Consider the following 14,341-nt stretch of genomic DNA (forward strand, 5'->3'; position numbering starts at 1 on the left):
ACGCCCACCCCCACAGAAACTCAGGGAGACTCAGTGGCGCAGTCCGCGACCACCGACACGTTTGCGGCCGCCCTCACCGAGGGCCCGTGCTCACAGGGATTCGGCGAACCCACGCTCACACGCGTCTTCGCCGCCCCGCGGGAACTGGTCTTCAGGGCATTCATCGAACCCGAGCAGTTCGTCAGATTCTGGGCCCCCGCCGGCTCGGCGGTCCCCCTGTCCAGCGTGACCATCGAGCCCTGGGCCGGAGGGCGGCTGGAGTACACCACGGTGACGGACACGGGAGTCAGTCATCCCACGCTGTGCACCTTCCTCGCCGTGGAGGAGCCGGAGACGCTCACCTACGCGGATCACGTCTCGGGAGTCGACGTGAGCATGGTCCTCAGCGATCTGGGTGACGGAAGAACCCGGGCCTCGCTGTTCCACCGGGTGAGCCGGACCGTACCGCGGCTGTAGGACGGCTCTCACCGGAAGGTGACGCTCCGTCAAACACCGCACGCGAGGAGATGCGTCCTGGCGGCCACCGCACCGAAGCTGGGGCGGCCGAACGAACAGGAGGTAGCCGCTATGACGGCACTCGGAACCGGGCACACTCCCGGGACCCGCGACAAGAAACGCATCGCCAACCTCGACGGGGTCCGCGGGCTCTGCGCGTTGGTGGTTGTCATCGTCCACGTCGCATTCAGCACCGGAGTGGTCCTCGGCTCCGAATCCGGACCGCCTCAGAAGGGGATCTGGTCCATCCTCGCGGTGGGTCTGGAAGTGGGCCTGGGGCCCTTCTTCATCCTCTCCGGCATGCTGCTCTACAAACCTTTCGCCCGCATGACCCTCATCGGCACCCCGCGGCCGACCCTGGGGAAGTTCTTCCTGCGGCGCGGACTGCGCCTCCTGCCGGGCTACTGGCTGCTGACGGCCTTCTGTCTGCTCCTCCTCAACTTCAGCAGCATCGACTCGGTCTGGTACGTGCTGCGTCCGATCGTGCTCCTGCAGAACTACGACTACATGTGGTACGCGGGTATGGATCCGACGTGGACCATCCCGACCGAGGCCCAGATGTACCTCGTTCTGCCGCTGCTCGCGCTGCTGATGCACCGGCTGGCCGGCCGGGTCAGCGATCCGGCGCGGAAGGTACGCCGGATGATGATCCCGCTCGGCGTCATGGTGGTGGCCGGCTGGGCCTTCGCCGGGTACATGCACATGGAGCACCTGGGGCCCTGGCCGCCCGAGTACTGGTGGCCGTTCAGCCGTTTCGGCCTGTTCGCCATCGGCATGGGGATGGCGATCCTGTCGGTGCGCGCCGAGAGCGGGCCGGACGCGGTGCCCGCGATCTACCGTGCGGCCAGGAAGCGGCCCAACCTGTTCTGGGTCGGCGCTCTGGTCTCCTACCTCGTGGTCTGCGCGGCGCCTCTGGGCGAGCCGGGCACGTGGGACTACGGAACCCCGCAGTTCGCCATGGTCCAGCACGTCGCCTTCGTCGCCTTCGCGTTCCTGCTCATGGTCCCGCTGGTCGCGCCGAAGGCCAGTTCCCCGCTGATGGACACCGTGCTGAGCAACCGCCCGACACGATTCCTCGGACGCATCTCCTACGGCGTCTACCTCTGGCACTTCGTGGTGATGTACCTGTGGTGGCAGGACGGCAGCGTCTTCGGCGCTCCTCCGCAGTTCGCCAACGCCCTGATCGACAAGGCCGGCTTCTGGGAGTTGCTGGCCGTGGTCGTGGCCGGCTCGATCGCCATCGCGACCTTGAGCTTCTACTTCTTCGAGCGTCCCCTGATGCGTCTGGGCGAGCGCTGGATCCGCCGCAGGGAGCAGGCCGTCGCTCCCGCGGACCGTACGGACGGGACACCGCTGCCCGCGAAGCAGTCGGCGTCGGTCTGACCCGGCCGGGTCAGCCCCTGGTCCGGAACACCGGTTCGTCTCGATCCGTGTTCCGGACCAGGGGTTTTTCCGCCCGTCCGACGAGGCCGCCGCGACGCTTCCGTCATGGCGACGAAGGTTGCAGCCACGGAAGTCGAAGCCCTGCGGGTCCGACCACGAACAATCGGCAGCATCCGCCTGTACCGTCCGGACGACGCCCCGCCCGGCTGGCCGACGCTCACCGCCTCCGGATGAACGAGACGATCGATGGACGGCCGCGCCTGCGCAGCGTCACGGTGCCACTCCCCTCAACCTGCCGGGCCGGCTGCCTCGCGTGCTGAGTGTGCTGATCGGCCGGGTCAGCACACTCTGTCGTAGACCATGGCGATCTCACCCAGATCACCGGTCTCCTGATGGGCGAGCTTCCACTTCGAGCTCGGCAGGCCGTTGTCGAACAGCCGCTGCCCGTCCCCGACGATCTCGGGGAAGATCATGAGATACAGGCGGTCCAACAGGTCTGCCGAAAGAAGTGCCTTGATGACGCTGGCGCTGCTGTTGACGAGGATGTCGCCCTCACCGGTGGTCTTAAGGTGGGCGACGATGTCAGCAGCGGGGGCGTTCACCACGCGGGTGTGTGCCCACGGCGCCTCGGTCAAGGTGGTCGAGAACACCACCTTTTCCGTGTCGACCAGCCACTTCGCATATCCGCGATCACGCGGATCTGCGTTCTCGTCCGCGGCGACCAATGGCCAGTACCCCAGGAATCCCTCAGCGTTGATCCTGCCGAGCAGCGCCGTCGTCGCGCCCTCCCAGATACGGGTGAGGTGGTTTCGCGCGACCTCGGTGGTCACGTACGGGGCGAACGCACTGAAATCGCCGGCCCCACCGGGACCGTTGTAACGCCCATCGAGGCTGAGAGCCAGGTTCGCGGTCACCCTGCGGCCGGTCGAGTTGGTCATTTCGCTCTCCTTGTATCGGCGCTGTCGGTGTCGTTCGGATCTGCGGCGAGGGCCGCCAGGAGTTTGTCGAGGCTCTGGCCGAAGCCGATCTCGATGCCTGCGATGAAGTCAGCGGAGTCGACCGTGCTGTCAGTGATCCGCCAGTGGACGTCGAGGTTCGTGCCGGTATCGGTGGGCTTCAGGCCAAGGTCGACGTGGGCAGTGAACGCGATGCTCCCATCCGGCAGCACTGGAGAGAGTCGGTAGCTGAGGCGCTCACCGGGGCGCACGTCCCTGACGACTCCCTCCGCGCGACCGGCGACCAGGTCAGAGCCATCGGAGTCCTCGGCATCGCGGTACTCCTGGACGACCCGCCCACCCGGGCGCGCCTCGAAGGCGAGCTCGGAGACGCGGAGGTCGTCCGGCGTCCACCAGCGGGCGAGCAGGGACGCCTCGGTGAGGTGGCGCCAGACCAGCTCGGGGCTCCCCGGCAGCGACCGGTGGAACCTGAATGAGCGACCATCGGCCCACCCTGACTCCTCTGCGGCGAGCCGCTCCGCGCGGAGACTGAGTTCATAGCGGTCGTAGGTCGCGCGCGAGCCACCGATCTGGTCCGCAGTGTCGGCGAGCCGGTTCAGCGCGGTTGCCAGGTCCCGCAGGGGGGCGGGCTGGAGCGCGTAGATACGGCGCTGGCCGGTGCGCTGCGAGGTGACGATGCCAGCACGTTCAAGGGTCTGCAGGTGCTTGGTTGTCTGCGGCTGGCGCGCCTCGGCGAGCTGGGCAAGAACGCCGACCGGGCGAGGCCGCTCGGCCAGCAGCCTCACGAGCCTCCAGCGGGCCGGGTCGGCCAGTGCGGTGAGGAGTGCATCCATGAACGCAATCATTCTCCGAAGAGAATATTCTTGTCAAGGAATATTTAGTGGATCACTTCGGGCCACGCCGGCCGCAGGCTGCCTGACAGCTCCCCCCTCTGGAGTGACCGGCGGCGACAGGGGCCCGCGGTGTTTCATGGGTGATGACCAAGTGATCACCCAGTCGCTTTGCGGCTGGTGTCCGAGCCAGGACACCAAGGCCTTTGACGGCAAGGTGCCGCGGTATCCGGTCGAGGGCCTGGGCGTCGGCATCCGCCGGAGTCGGACCGGCTAGTTCCGGGCACTCACCGGACTCCGGGCGAGGTGGTCCGCGACGCGCAGCGTCGCGGACCACGCGTATGGCCATGGGCGTCGCCAGGTGGGCCATCGACCGGGGTCTCGGGGGCGCATCGCCGTTGTCCGCCACCGTGTTTCCCTCGGCCGCCGTGCGCCCGGGACGCACCGGCTCGTCCGGCGCCGGTCGGCGGTCGGCGGTCGGCGGTCGGCGGTCGGATCGTCCCTCCTCGACCGAGGGCGCACCTTCTCCCCGCGTGCTCGCGGCTGCCGGCGGCAGGCAGCACGCTCCCGTCGCCGGTGGCGTGGCGGCGGGCACCTGCCTGTTTCCTCTTTCATCGGGGTGGGTGGGCACAAGACGTGGCCCCCGGTCACTGACCGGCGGCGAGCACCTTGCGCAGCTGCTCGGCGAACGGGGCGCTGTGCGTCAGGAATCCCTGGTGGTCTCCGGGGAAGTCCACGACCTCCGCTCCGACGCTGTCGGCGAGGGCGAGACCCGCCTGCTGGACGGGCTGTCCCTTGGACGCCTCGCCCGCCGCGCAGACGATACGGGTCGGGGCCGACTTCAGCGCCTCGGCGTCCGGAGTGAAGCGGCTGAACGGCAGCATGACGTTGCCGACGAAGAACTCGGCGTTCGCCGCCATCCGGCCCATCATCTCCATCATCTCCGGGCTCGGCGTACCCATCTCCGGCGGGGCCGGCGGCGGGGCGTCCTCCCCCTCCACACCGGCGATGAACTTCTGCATCGCCGGACCGACACCGGCGGCCTGGTAGGTGTCGTGGACGTCCTGGAAGTGCTCGCGCCAGCGGTCGCTGTCCGGCAGCAGCTCCATCACCGGCGGCTCGTGCACCACCAGGGACTTCACCTGCTCGGGGTGGCGGGCGACGAGGTCGAGACCGACCAGGGCGCCACCACTGCTGCCGAAGACGTAGGCGGGCTCGTCCGTCACCGCCGCCAGCAGCCGGTGGGCGTCGTCACTGTGCGCCTCGATCCGCTGCTCCTGCGGCGTCCCGTCAAGGCTGCTGCGCGAGTTGCCCCGCGGGTCGTAGGACACGACGGTGTAGTTCTCGGAGAGCGTGCCGACCAGCCCCGCGTAGATCGCGGCGTCGGTCGGCCCGCCGCAGATGAGCAGCAGCACGGGGCCCTCTCCGGTGACCTCGTAATGCAGCTTCGCACCCGGGACTTCCAGGTCCTTCACGTTCGTCGAATGCATCAACTCGTCCTCTCGGTCTCGGCTGCCTCAGTTGTCCGGAGCCGTTCTGGAAGCGTCAGGCCGGGGGCTCTGCGCGCAATATCGCTGATGGAGCGGCGTTTCCCTGCGGGGGACACCCTTGACGGGTGCCCGACCCTGGAGACACACTAAACCATCTGGTTAATCAAGCACTAGGTTGAATACGGATGTCAAGCGACGAACTCAGCACCACCTTCTCAGCGTTGGCCGACCCGACCCGGCGAGCCATCCTCGCGCGCTTGGCCGTCGGGGAGGCGACAGTGAACGAGCTGGCCGAGCCCTTCTCCATCAGCCTTCAGGCGGTCTCCAGGCACCTGAAGGTGCTCGAGCGAGCCGGTTTGATCTCCCGGGGCCGCGACGCCCAGTGGCGGCCCTGTCGGCTCCAGGTGTCACCGCTGGGCGACGCGGCGGAGTGGATCGAGCGTCAGACGCAGGTCTGGCAGTCGAGGTTCGACCGTCTTGACCAGCACCTGCAGGAAATCCAACGACAGCAGAGAGAGGCACAGACATGAGCGTTCCGAGCACGGCCGACTCCGACCTCGGCGAGGTCACCCTCACCCGCGTGTTCGACGCGCCCCGGGAGCGGGTCTTCAGGGCGTTCGTCGAGCCCGGTCAGCTCTCCCGCTTCTGGAGCCCCGCCGGCACGTCCCTGCCGGTCGAGAAGATCACGATCGATGCCCGTCCCGGCGGGGCCTTCGAGACGGTCATGGTGGCCGACGAGGACGGCACGGAGTACCCGATGAGTGCCACCTACCTCGAGGTGGTCGAGCCGGAGAAGCTCAGTTTCACCGTGGGCGCGGTGGGCCTGATCTCGACGCTGACCTTCGCCGACGTCGACGGCAAGACGGAGCTGACCGTCCACCAGACCAACGTTCCCGCGATGCTCCGCACCCCCGAGGCGGTGGCCGGCCTGCACAGCAGCTTCGACCAGTTGGTCGAACACCTGGCGCGGACCGCCTGAGGGCGGGACGCCCGCGGCACCCGGCCGCGCCGGACGACGTCGGAGGGCGGCACCACGTCCGGCTACGTTCCGCGCCCGTGCCCACCGCGGGCGACGAGCGGATCCCGGTGGTCCGACGACCGGGCCCGCGTCCGCGCCAGGACCTCGCGGGGGCCGGGCACGGACGTCTCGCGTTCGTCCCGCCGAAGGACGTCCGCCCCCGACGAGCCGGCCGGGTGGCAGTACCTCACACCGCCTCCCGGCGGCCGGGGAGAGCCTCCGGCGAGTGCGGCCGTACCAGCGGGGCGGCGTCGCCGAGCACGGACCTCAGGTGGGCGGGGTCGAAGTTGACCGCGCTGCACCAGCGGCCGTCGGTGAACTTGAACCAGACGGAGCTGACGATCTCGCCGACCGGGTTCTCCCCCTCGACGACCTCGTCGCCGAGGGTCCAGCCCTCGGCGGTGTGGGCGGTGACGCCGTCGGGCAGCAGCAGGTCGACGACCGGGCTGTCCAGCGAGGGCCCGCTGCGGACGTTGGCGTCGCGCCAGATCGGGCCGGGGGTGCTGGGGGCCGGGCGGTAGGAGGTGTCGGTCATGGCGTGCCTTTCTTCGGTGGGGCGGGAGGGGTGGAGGGCCTCTGTGGGCTCGGTGGGGACCGGCGGGTCTCACCGGAGCCCGGTGGGACCCAGCGGATCAGCAGCCTGCTGGGGCCCGGCGAACCGGCGGCCCGGTGGGAGCCGGCGGCCCGGTGGGAACCGGCAGAGCCCGGTGGGAACCGGCAGAGCCCGGTGGGAACCGGCGGAGCCCACCGGGCCCCGACCGGGCCCGGTGGAGCTTGATGGGACCCAGTGGGGCGAGCGTGGTCGATGAGGTAGGCCGCCGATGGAGCACGGGACGTACCGGGCGGGCAGGGCACGGGACGTACCCGGCCGGCGGGGCGCACGGCGGACTTCGGGTGGCGTCGGGTGGTCTTCGGGCCGCGGCGGTGACGCTCCCCTTCGGACCGCGGCGGTGACGCTTCTCTTCAGGCCGCGGCGGAGACGCTCCCCGTGCCGTCGGCCGCCGCCGCGCGGACGCCGGCCAGCCACAGCACCTGGCCGACCATCTCCTCCAGGCGTGCCTCGTCCGGTGCCTGCTGCCGGCCCACCGCCGCCGGTGCGGGTGCCCGGGTGACGGCCACGCCCAGCGGGGCGGGCCAGCCGCGCAGCGCGTGGGCGATGGTGCGCAGGGTGGTGAGGGTGGTGGCGGCGCCCTGGGGGCCCGCGCCGACGGCGACCGTGCCGATGGCCCGCCCGTCGAGGAGGGGCTGCGGCCCGTCGATGTCGTTGACCGCGTCGAGGGCGTTCTTCAGCAGTCCGGAGATGCTGGCGTGGTAGGTCGGGGAGACGAGCACCACGCCGTCGGCGCGGCGCAGCTCGTCGAGGAACCCGGCGACGCCCGCGTGGCAGGCCGCCAGTCCGGGCCGGTAGGCGGGGAAGTCCAGTTCCGCGCCGGTGAAGACCCGGGCGGTGGCGCCCTGGGCCGTGACGCGCTGGGCGCACCACTGCGCCACCCGGTCCGAGGTCGAGCCGGCCCGCAGGGAGCCGCTGAGCAGGACGACGTGGGGGGTGTGCACGATGTCGTCACCCTTCCGTGGGACGGAGGCGTGCGCCGGGTCGGCGGCCACGGGTGCCGGCCGCCACGCGGCGATGTCGAGCGCGTCCTGGTCCTTGCGGCCGGCCGCCCGCATACGGGCGTTGCGTCGCTGTTCGCCGTCCCGGTCGGCGCCCTGGTCGAGGGCGCCCTGGCGGCGTGAGGACAGGACGACGGCGGCGGTGCGGTCCATGCGTTCGCGGGCGTAGGCGGCGAGCGCGGTGGGGACGTGGGCGCAGGCACCGAGGCGGTCGGCGAGCACGGCGGCGTCCTCGAGCGCCATGTTGGCGCCCTGTCCGAGGGCCGGGACCATGGGGTGGGCGGCGTCGCCGAGCAGCGCGACCCGGTGGTCGGTCCAGCGCGCGGCGGGTTCGCGGTCGTGGATGTCGGTGACGACGACGTCGCCGGGGTCGGCGGCGCGCACCAGGTCGACCACGGGCGGGTACCAGCCCTCCAGCGCGGCGAGCAGGGCGCGCCGGGCCTCCTCGGGCCCCTTGGCCGGCCACTCCCCCTCGGGGGCGGTGATCTTGGCGGTCCAGTAGAGGGTGTCGTCGCCGACGGGGGCGACGAACAGCTGGATGCCGCGGCCGTTGACGACGTGGCCGCGCTGTCCCAGCACGGAGCCGCGGGTGCGTCCGCGCACCGAGGTGTAGCCGCGGTAGACGGGGGGCCCGTCGCCGAGCATGCGGCGCCGTACCGCGGAGTGGATGCCGTCGGCGCCGATCAGGGCCCGGCAGGTGGCGGCGGTGCCGTCGGAGAACCGGACGGTGACGTGGTCGTCGTGGCCGGTGTAGTCCTCGACGGTGGTGGCCATCCGCAGGGCGGCGCCCGCGGTGACGGCCTCGTCGAGCAGGGCCCGGTGCAGCGCCGAACGCAGGACGGGCATCGGCGGGCCGCCCGCCGGCCCGCCGGCGGCTCCGACGGGCTCCTCGGCGAGCACCGTCCCCCGGGCGTCCATCAGGACGCGCACCTCGTCGGGGGCTGTGGCGTGCCCGGTGGCCCGGACGCGGGCGCCGACGGCCGCGCCGAGCGCGTCGGCGGCGCGCAGGCCGTTGGGCTGGATCATGAGTCCCGAGCCGCCCTCCCGGAGGGTGGCGGCCCGCTCGATCACCGTGACGTCGAAGCCGCGCGCGGCGAGGCCGGCGGCGGCGGCGAGGCCTCCGACGCCGCCCCCGGCGATGAATACGGTCTGGCGTTGCGTCATGGCGTCGGGGCCTCCGTTCCGGCCGTGCCGGCCGAGGGGGTGGGGGCGGCGGGCACCGCGCCCAGCAGACGGCCGTCGGGGGCGCCGTAGGAGCCCGTGGACGCGTCCCACACGGTGCGGCCCGCGCGCAGGGTCCGTTCGATGCGGCCGGTGAAGGTCCATCCCTCGTACGCCGACCAACCGCACTTGCTCTCCACGTCGCCCGCGGACAGCATCCAGGGCACGTCGGGGGCGAGGAACGCCAGGTCGGCGTCGGCGCCCGCCTCCAGCCGGCCCTTGCCGGGCAGCCGGAACAGCTCGGCCGGCCGGGCGGACAGGTGGCGGGCCAGGCGTACGGCGGCCGTGTCGGGGTGTTCCTCGGGCCAGCGTCTGCGCATGCCCGTCCAGACGGCGACCGCCAGTTCCTGGACGCCGGGCAGTCCGGGCGGCGACTGGGCGACGCCGCGGGTCTTCTCCTCGACGGTGTGCGGGGCGTGGTCGCTGCCCAGGGTCGCCACCTGGCCGTCGCGCAGCGCCCGCCACAGCCGGTCCTGGTCGTCCGTGCCCCGGATGGACGGGGAGAGGCGGGTGCGGGCGCCCAGGCGGCGGGTGTCCTTGTCGGTGAACGACAGGTGGTGGCCGGTGACCTCGAAGGTGACGGGGAGCCCCGCCGCCCGCGCCGCGCACACCAGGTCGGCCTCCTCGGCGCTGGACAGGTGCAGGATGTGGGCGCGGGTGCCGTGGCGGCGCACCAGTTCCAGGACCTTGGCGACGGCGACGATGCCGCCGGTGCGCGGGCGGCGCGCCTCGTACTCCAGGTAGCTGCCGGGCTCGCCCCACCAGGAGTCCAGCAGGGCGAACAGCCCGTCGTCCTCGGCGTGCAGGACCAGTTGGACGCCGCCCTGGGCGGCCGCGGCGAACGCCTTCTCCAGCTGGTCCGGGTCGCGCACCACGGTGGGTGCCGTGTGGTGCCCGGCCATGAAGATCTTCACGCTGGTGGCGACCCGCGCGTCCAGGTCGGCCAGCAGTTCGGGGCGGTCGGGGTCGAGCCCCAGGTGGAACCGGTAGTCGACCAGGGAGTGCCCGTTTATGAGGGCCGCCTTGGCGGACGCCGTCTCGGGGGTGAGCGTGGGCGGCACCGTGTTCGGCATGTCCATCACGGTGGTGACCCCGCCGCGCACGGCGGCTCTGCTGCCGTGTTCCCAGTCCTCCTTGTGGGTCAGGCCCGGGGTGCGGAAGTGGACGTGGGAGTCGACGAGTCCGGGCAGCACGTACTGCTCGCCCGCGTCGAGGCGGGCGGCTGCGGGTCCGGGGTCGGTGTCCGTGACGGCGGTGATGCGTCCGCCGGTGACGCAGACGTGGCCGGGGCGCACGCCCTGCGGGGTGACCAGCCGGCGTCCGCTGACGACGAGTTCGGGGGTGGGTGTCAGCCGGTCCACGACACCGCCACCAGTTCCCGGCACAGGTCGTTGGTCGGGCCCATGAGGGAGACGCCGCGCGCGTCCGCGAGCAGCCGGCCGATCCGCGCGCCGTCCCGGTAGCCGGCCGAGCCGAGCATGCGGGCGACGTCGAGACAGATCTCCTCGGCGGCCTCGGTCGCGTGCAGCTTGCTGTGCAGGGTGGTCAGGCCCGGGTCGGCGGAGGTGCGCGCCCCCGCCCGCTCCACCACCGCGCGGGCCGCCTCCAGCCGGGTGGCCAGGCCCACCAGCCGGTGCCGTACGGCGGGCAGGTCCATCAGCCCGCGGTCGTGGGCGTGTGCGACGGCCAGGTCGAGGGCGGCCTGCGCGGTGCCGACGGAGACCGCGCCGAGGCTGGCCCCGCTCTCGCGGACCGAGGCGATGATGCCGGCGGCCTGCCCCTCCGGGCCGAGCCGGTCGTCGTCCGCGACGACGGCCCCGTCGAGGGAGACCAGCCCGGTGGCGGAGCCCCGCATGCCGGCCAGGTCCAGGCCGAGTTCGGGGACCAGTCCGGGGTTGTCGGCGCCGACGAGGAAGAAGGTCTGCCCCGGTGCTCCGTAGCCGGCCGCCGGTGCGGCGTCGGGCCGGGCGGTGCGGACCAGGACCAGGTAGAGGTCGGCGACGCCCGCGCCGGTGGTGAAGGCCTTGGATCCGTTCAGCACCCAGGTGCCGTCCGTACGGCGTTCGGCGGTGGTGGACAGGTTCTGCTTGGCGGCGCCCGCGCCGCTCTCGCTCCACGCGGAGGCGGCCAGCCAGGTCCCGTCGGCCAGTCGCGGCAGCCAGCGGGCCCGCTGCCGCGCGGTGCCCCAGTCGGCGATGCGGGCGCTGACGGCGAAGTGCTGGAACGCGATGATCGCCATGGAGGGGCTGACGGCGGCGATCTGTTCGACCAGCGCGTTCACCGCGGCGGCGTCCCGGCCCGCGCCGCCGTGTTCGGTGGGGACGGCGGTGGCGAGCAGGCCGCTGGTGCGCAGCGCCGTCAGCGCCTCGCGGTCCACCTCGCCGGCCGCTTCGGCCCGTTCGGCGCCCTCGCGCAGCAGTGCGCGCAGCGCGGGTGCGAGCCGTGGGCTCATCCGGCTCCCGACAACGCCAGACATTGGGCGACCTCCTCGAATTGAAGGTGACTCAGGGGTGCCAGGGCGAACGAGCCCTGGAAGGTGACGTGCTTGCCGGCGACGGAGGACCACAGCAGGGATCCGTCGCCGTCGGTGCCGGGCAGGGAGACGACCGCGGTGACGGCCGTCCGGCCGCCGGGGGTGGTGATGGCCAGGGGCCCGTCGCCGGCGTCCGCCTCACGGGTGATCCGCCAGGGCACGGTGCCGGGGACGCGCGCGGCCGTGCCCAGGCACACGGCCCCGGTGAGGGCGAGGGCGGGGTGCCAGCCGGGCACGGTCAGGGCGCGGGCCGCGATGCCGCCGCCGGCGCCGGGCAGTACGGCCGCGATCTTGGGGAAGGCGCCGCCGGGCGGCCAGCCGAGCAGTCCGGCCGCGGCGGCGCGCAGCGACTCCAGGCGCCGGAGCAGGTCGCCGCCGGCGGTGAACAGGGCGGCCTCGTCGGGCACCTGGAGCGAGCGCGCGTCGACGAAGACGTAGGTGTTGGCGCTCGCCACCATCGACACCTCCACGCGCCGCCCGTCGGCCCGGAGCACCGTCCGGGTGCTCCCGGTGGGCAGCAGTTCGGTGAAGGGCACCGGGCGCGGCTGGACGAAGGTGACGGTGAAGCCGGCCTCGTCGCGTTCGGCCCGGTCGACCTCGCACACCACGCTGTCGCCGTTGTTGCGCACCCGCACCCGCACCCGGGCGCCGGGCACGAGCCGCGGCAGCATCCCGGAGCGGGCGGCGGCGACCACCGACGCGAGCGCCGAATGGCCGCAGGAGCCGCGCAGGTCGAACCGGTCGGGCGCGCCGGGCAGGGCCTGCACGAACCGGTAGTCGAGGTCGAACATCGGGTGCGCGGACGGCTCCACCAGGGCGATCTTCAGTACGTGGGCGCCGCCCGCGGAGGTCAGGTAGCGGCGGGCCTCGGTCAGGTGGCCCAGCAGTGCCGTCTCCTCGCGCGGCAGCCGGGCGGCGTCCAGCACGAACGTCGGGCAGGGGGCGCCGGCGGCGTGGGCGAGGTGGCCGATCATGCCGCCACCGCCATGGCGGGTGGCGCGAAGTCGCCCGCGGCGCCCTGGAACCGCTCCCGCCACACCTCGTGCACGAGCAGCGCCCACAGCGTCGACGACGTGGTGTCGTCCGGGCGGTGGGCCTGTGCGTCGAACAGGGCGTCGACGGCGGCGCCGTCGAGCCGTCCGTCGGCGGCCAGCCGGGCGGGCGTGAGCAGGTCCCGCGCGTGCTCCCACAGGGCCGTGCCGGGGGTGAGCATCGCGGTCACCGGCAGGGTGAAGGGCTGCTTGGGCCGGTCGAGCACGCTGTCGGGCAGCAGCCCCCGGGCGGCCGCGTACAGGGTGCGCTTGACCTGGTCGCCGTCGATGCGCAGCGCGTCGGGCAGCGCCCGGCCCAGGGCCACCACGGACCGCTGACAGAACGGCAGCCTCACCTCGATGGAGCCGGCCATGCTCAGGTGGTCGACGCGGCGCAGGTGGTAGGCGGGCAGGCGGTGGCCGAGTTCGAAGCGGGTGATGCGTTCCAGGACGCTGCCGGGCCCGTGCAGCAGGTCCTCGCGGGCCGCCTCGGGCAGCGGGGGCACGTCCCGCAGGTGGTCGCGGTAGGCGTCGGTGTAGAGCCCGGCGCGCGTGGCGGCCGGGGCGGCGGAGAGCGCGTCGAGGTAGGCGGTGCTCCAGTCGCCGCCGGCCGCGGCCGCCCGGGCGGCGGCGCGCATCCGCGCGTAGCCGCCGAACACCTCGTCGGCCGCGTCCCCGGTCAGCGCGACGGTGAACCCGGCCTGCCGTACGGCCCGGAACAGGGCGTACGTGCTCAGGGTGATCGGGTCGGCGTTGGGCTGGCCGAGGTGGCGGACGGTCTCCTCCAGCAGGGCGGGGAAGCCGGCCGGGTCGATCTCGACCTGGTGGTGCTCCGTGCCGGCGTGCTCGGCGACGGCGCGGGCGAAGTGCCGCTCGTCGAACGGCCAGTCGCCCCGGTAGGCGATGTTGAAGGAGTGCACGGGGCCGTACTCGGCGGCCAGGGCGGTGACCAGGCTGGAGTCCAGGCCCCCGGAGGTGATCAGGGCGACGGGCACGTCGGCGACGAGCAGCCGGCCGACCTCCTCCCGCAGCCGTTCGCGCACCCGCTCGGGGGCCCGGCCGGGCTCGGGCAGTTCGGCGGCGGCCGGCACCCGCCGCCCGCGGCGGGGCGTGCCGCCCAGGTCGCACACGAGCGTGGTGCCCGGCGCCAGTGCCTCGACGTCCTCGAACATGGTCCGCTCGCCGAAGGGCGTACGGGTGGCCAGGTAGGCGTCCAGCGCGGTGTCCCGCATCCGGGCGCCGACCGGGCCGAAGCCCAGCAGGGCGGGGATCTCGGAGGCGAAGTGCAGGGAGCGGGCGGCCTCGTCCCACCGGAGGTAGAGCGGCTTCATGCCGATCTCGTCGGTGGCCAGCAGCAGCCGGGGCACCTCGCCGCGCCGGTCGACCAGCGCGACGGCGTACATGCCGTCGAGGTGTTCGGTGAAGTCCTCGCCGTACTCCAGGTACAGGGCGGGGATGACGTTGCCGTCGCAGCGGTCGGCGAAGACGTGCCCGCGGGCGCGCAGGCGGCGGCGCAGCTCGTCGTGGTTGTAGATCTCCCCGTTGAACACGGCCTGGACGGGGCCCCCGAGCCCGTACGGCTGCTGTCCGCCGTGCGGGTCGACGACGGCGAGCCGGTCGTAGCCCAGGCCCCAGCCGGGGGCCCGGGTCATGCCGGTCGCGTCCGGGCCGCCGTGCCGCTGGAGGGCGGCGACGGTGCACATCTCGTGCGGTGTGGCCACCGCGTTGAAGTAGCCGTGGATCCGGCACATGTCTGCCTGTCTTTCCGTGCGG

Annotated in this window: 13 protein-coding genes; 4 read left to right on the forward strand and 9 right to left on the reverse strand. The window is 72.8% G+C overall.

Going from position 1 to position 14,341, the window contains the following annotated elements; all coding sequences use genetic code 11:
* The first annotated feature begins 33 nt into the window (after positions 1–33).
* Together ACIA6T_RS28640 and ACIA6T_RS28645 are read left to right on the forward strand one after the other, a co-directional pair.
* On the forward strand, positions 34–456 hold the full coding sequence (locus ACIA6T_RS28640; RefSeq protein WP_399449375.1) for an SRPBCC domain-containing protein: 423 nt from the start codon (positions 34–36) through the stop codon (positions 454–456).
* Positions 457–567: 111 nt separating this feature from the next.
* Positions 568–1,878 (forward strand): acyltransferase family protein, encoded by a 1,311-nt coding sequence (locus ACIA6T_RS28645; protein WP_399449376.1) that lies wholly within the window; start codon positions 568–570, stop codon positions 1,876–1,878.
* A 338-nt stretch (positions 1,879–2,216) separates the two neighbouring features.
* Here the strand turns inward: ACIA6T_RS28645 and ACIA6T_RS28650 are convergent, their stop codons facing one another.
* From ACIA6T_RS28650 to ACIA6T_RS28660, 3 genes are all read right to left on the reverse strand, one after another.
* Entirely contained in the window at positions 2,217–2,816 is a 600-nt protein-coding gene (locus tag ACIA6T_RS28650; protein ID WP_399449377.1) for a dihydrofolate reductase family protein, read from the reverse strand.
* Entirely contained in the window at positions 2,813–3,667 is an 855-nt protein-coding gene (locus tag ACIA6T_RS28655) for a metalloregulator ArsR/SmtB family transcription factor (protein ID WP_399449378.1), read from the reverse strand. Before ACIA6T_RS28655 ends, ACIA6T_RS28650 begins: the two co-directional genes overlap by 4 nt.
* Before the next feature lie 644 nt (positions 3,668–4,311).
* Positions 4,312–5,154 (reverse strand): alpha/beta fold hydrolase, encoded by an 843-nt coding sequence (locus ACIA6T_RS28660; protein WP_399449379.1) that lies wholly within the window; start codon positions 5,152–5,154, stop codon positions 4,312–4,314.
* Positions 5,155–5,339: 185 nt separating this feature from the next.
* Here ACIA6T_RS28660 and ACIA6T_RS28665 point away from each other — a divergent pair, with 185 nt between their 5' ends.
* Positions 5,340–5,684, forward strand: a complete 345-nt coding sequence (locus ACIA6T_RS28665) for an ArsR/SmtB family transcription factor (RefSeq protein WP_399449380.1) — start codon at positions 5,340–5,342, stop codon at positions 5,682–5,684.
* Positions 5,681–6,133, forward strand: coding sequence for an SRPBCC domain-containing protein (locus tag ACIA6T_RS28670; protein WP_399449381.1), 453 nt, complete (start codon positions 5,681–5,683; stop codon positions 6,131–6,133). The genes ACIA6T_RS28665 and ACIA6T_RS28670 overlap by 4 nt, the downstream gene beginning before the upstream one ends.
* Positions 6,134–6,359: 226 nt before the next feature.
* Here ACIA6T_RS28670 and ACIA6T_RS28675 read toward each other — a convergent pair whose 3' ends face one another.
* The 6 genes from ACIA6T_RS28675 to asnB all read right to left on the reverse strand — a co-directional run bounded on the left by ACIA6T_RS28675 (position 6,360) and on the right by asnB (position 14,319).
* Entirely contained in the window at positions 6,360–6,707 is a 348-nt protein-coding gene (locus tag ACIA6T_RS28675) for a hypothetical protein (protein WP_399449382.1), read from the reverse strand.
* 428 nt (positions 6,708–7,135) lie between these two features.
* A complete protein-coding gene (locus ACIA6T_RS28680) occupies positions 7,136–8,947 on the reverse strand; it encodes an NAD(P)H-dependent oxidoreductase (protein WP_399449383.1) in 1,812 nt (603 codons plus the stop codon).
* Positions 8,944–10,365, reverse strand: coding sequence for a dihydroorotase family protein (locus ACIA6T_RS28685; protein ID WP_399449384.1), 1,422 nt, complete (start codon positions 10,363–10,365; stop codon positions 8,944–8,946). The genes ACIA6T_RS28680 and ACIA6T_RS28685 overlap by 4 nt, the downstream gene beginning before the upstream one ends.
* Entirely contained in the window at positions 10,353–11,456 is a 1,104-nt protein-coding gene (locus ACIA6T_RS28690; protein ID WP_399449385.1) for an acyl-CoA dehydrogenase family protein, read from the reverse strand. Before ACIA6T_RS28690 ends, ACIA6T_RS28685 begins: the two co-directional genes overlap by 13 nt.
* Complete coding sequence (locus ACIA6T_RS28695) at positions 11,453–12,511, reverse strand: PrpF domain-containing protein (RefSeq protein ID WP_399449387.1); 1,059 nt, start codon at positions 12,509–12,511, stop codon at positions 11,453–11,455. The genes ACIA6T_RS28690 and ACIA6T_RS28695 overlap by 4 nt, the downstream gene beginning before the upstream one ends.
* The gene (gene asnB / locus ACIA6T_RS28700) at positions 12,508–14,319 is read right to left on the reverse strand and encodes an asparagine synthase (glutamine-hydrolyzing) (RefSeq protein WP_399449388.1); all 1,812 of its coding nucleotides are present in this window, start codon (positions 14,317–14,319) and stop codon (positions 12,508–12,510) included. The genes ACIA6T_RS28695 and asnB overlap by 4 nt, the downstream gene beginning before the upstream one ends.
* Positions 14,320–14,341 lie beyond the last annotated feature (22 nt).

The sequence above is a fragment of the Streptomyces sp. NPDC051740 genome, from assembly GCF_044453165.1.
In the GTDB taxonomy this organism is placed as follows: Bacteria; Actinomycetota; Actinomycetes; order Streptomycetales; family Streptomycetaceae; genus Streptomyces; species Streptomyces atrovirens.

Bases quoted from the DNA above. Each gene is read 5' to 3' on its own strand.
- ACIA6T_RS28645 (WP_399449376.1), top strand. From the start codon at position 568: ATGACGGCACTCGGAACCGGGCACACTCCCGGGACCCGCGACAAGAAA.
- ACIA6T_RS28650 (WP_399449377.1), bottom strand. From the start codon at position 2,816: ATGACCAACTCGACCGGCCGCAGGGTGACCGCGAACCTGGCTCTCAGC.
- ACIA6T_RS28655 (WP_399449378.1), bottom strand. From the start codon at position 3,667: ATGGATGCACTCCTCACCGCACTGGCCGACCCGGCCCGCTGGAGGCTC.
- ACIA6T_RS28660 (WP_399449379.1), bottom strand. From the start codon at position 5,154: ATGCATTCGACGAACGTGAAGGACCTGGAAGTCCCGGGTGCGAAGCTG.
- ACIA6T_RS28665 (WP_399449380.1), top strand. From the start codon at position 5,340: ATGTCAAGCGACGAACTCAGCACCACCTTCTCAGCGTTGGCCGACCCG.
- ACIA6T_RS28670 (WP_399449381.1), top strand. From the start codon at position 5,681: ATGAGCGTTCCGAGCACGGCCGACTCCGACCTCGGCGAGGTCACCCTC.
- ACIA6T_RS28675 (WP_399449382.1), bottom strand. From the start codon at position 6,707: ATGACCGACACCTCCTACCGCCCGGCCCCCAGCACCCCCGGCCCGATC.
- ACIA6T_RS28680 (WP_399449383.1), bottom strand. From the start codon at position 8,947: ATGACGCAACGCCAGACCGTATTCATCGCCGGGGGCGGCGTCGGAGGC.
- ACIA6T_RS28690 (WP_399449385.1), bottom strand. From the start codon at position 11,456: ATGAGCCCACGGCTCGCACCCGCGCTGCGCGCACTGCTGCGCGAGGGC.
- ACIA6T_RS28695 (WP_399449387.1), bottom strand. From the start codon at position 12,511: ATGATCGGCCACCTCGCCCACGCCGCCGGCGCCCCCTGCCCGACGTTC.
- asnB (WP_399449388.1), bottom strand. From the start codon at position 14,319: ATGTGCCGGATCCACGGCTACTTCAACGCGGTGGCCACACCGCACGAG.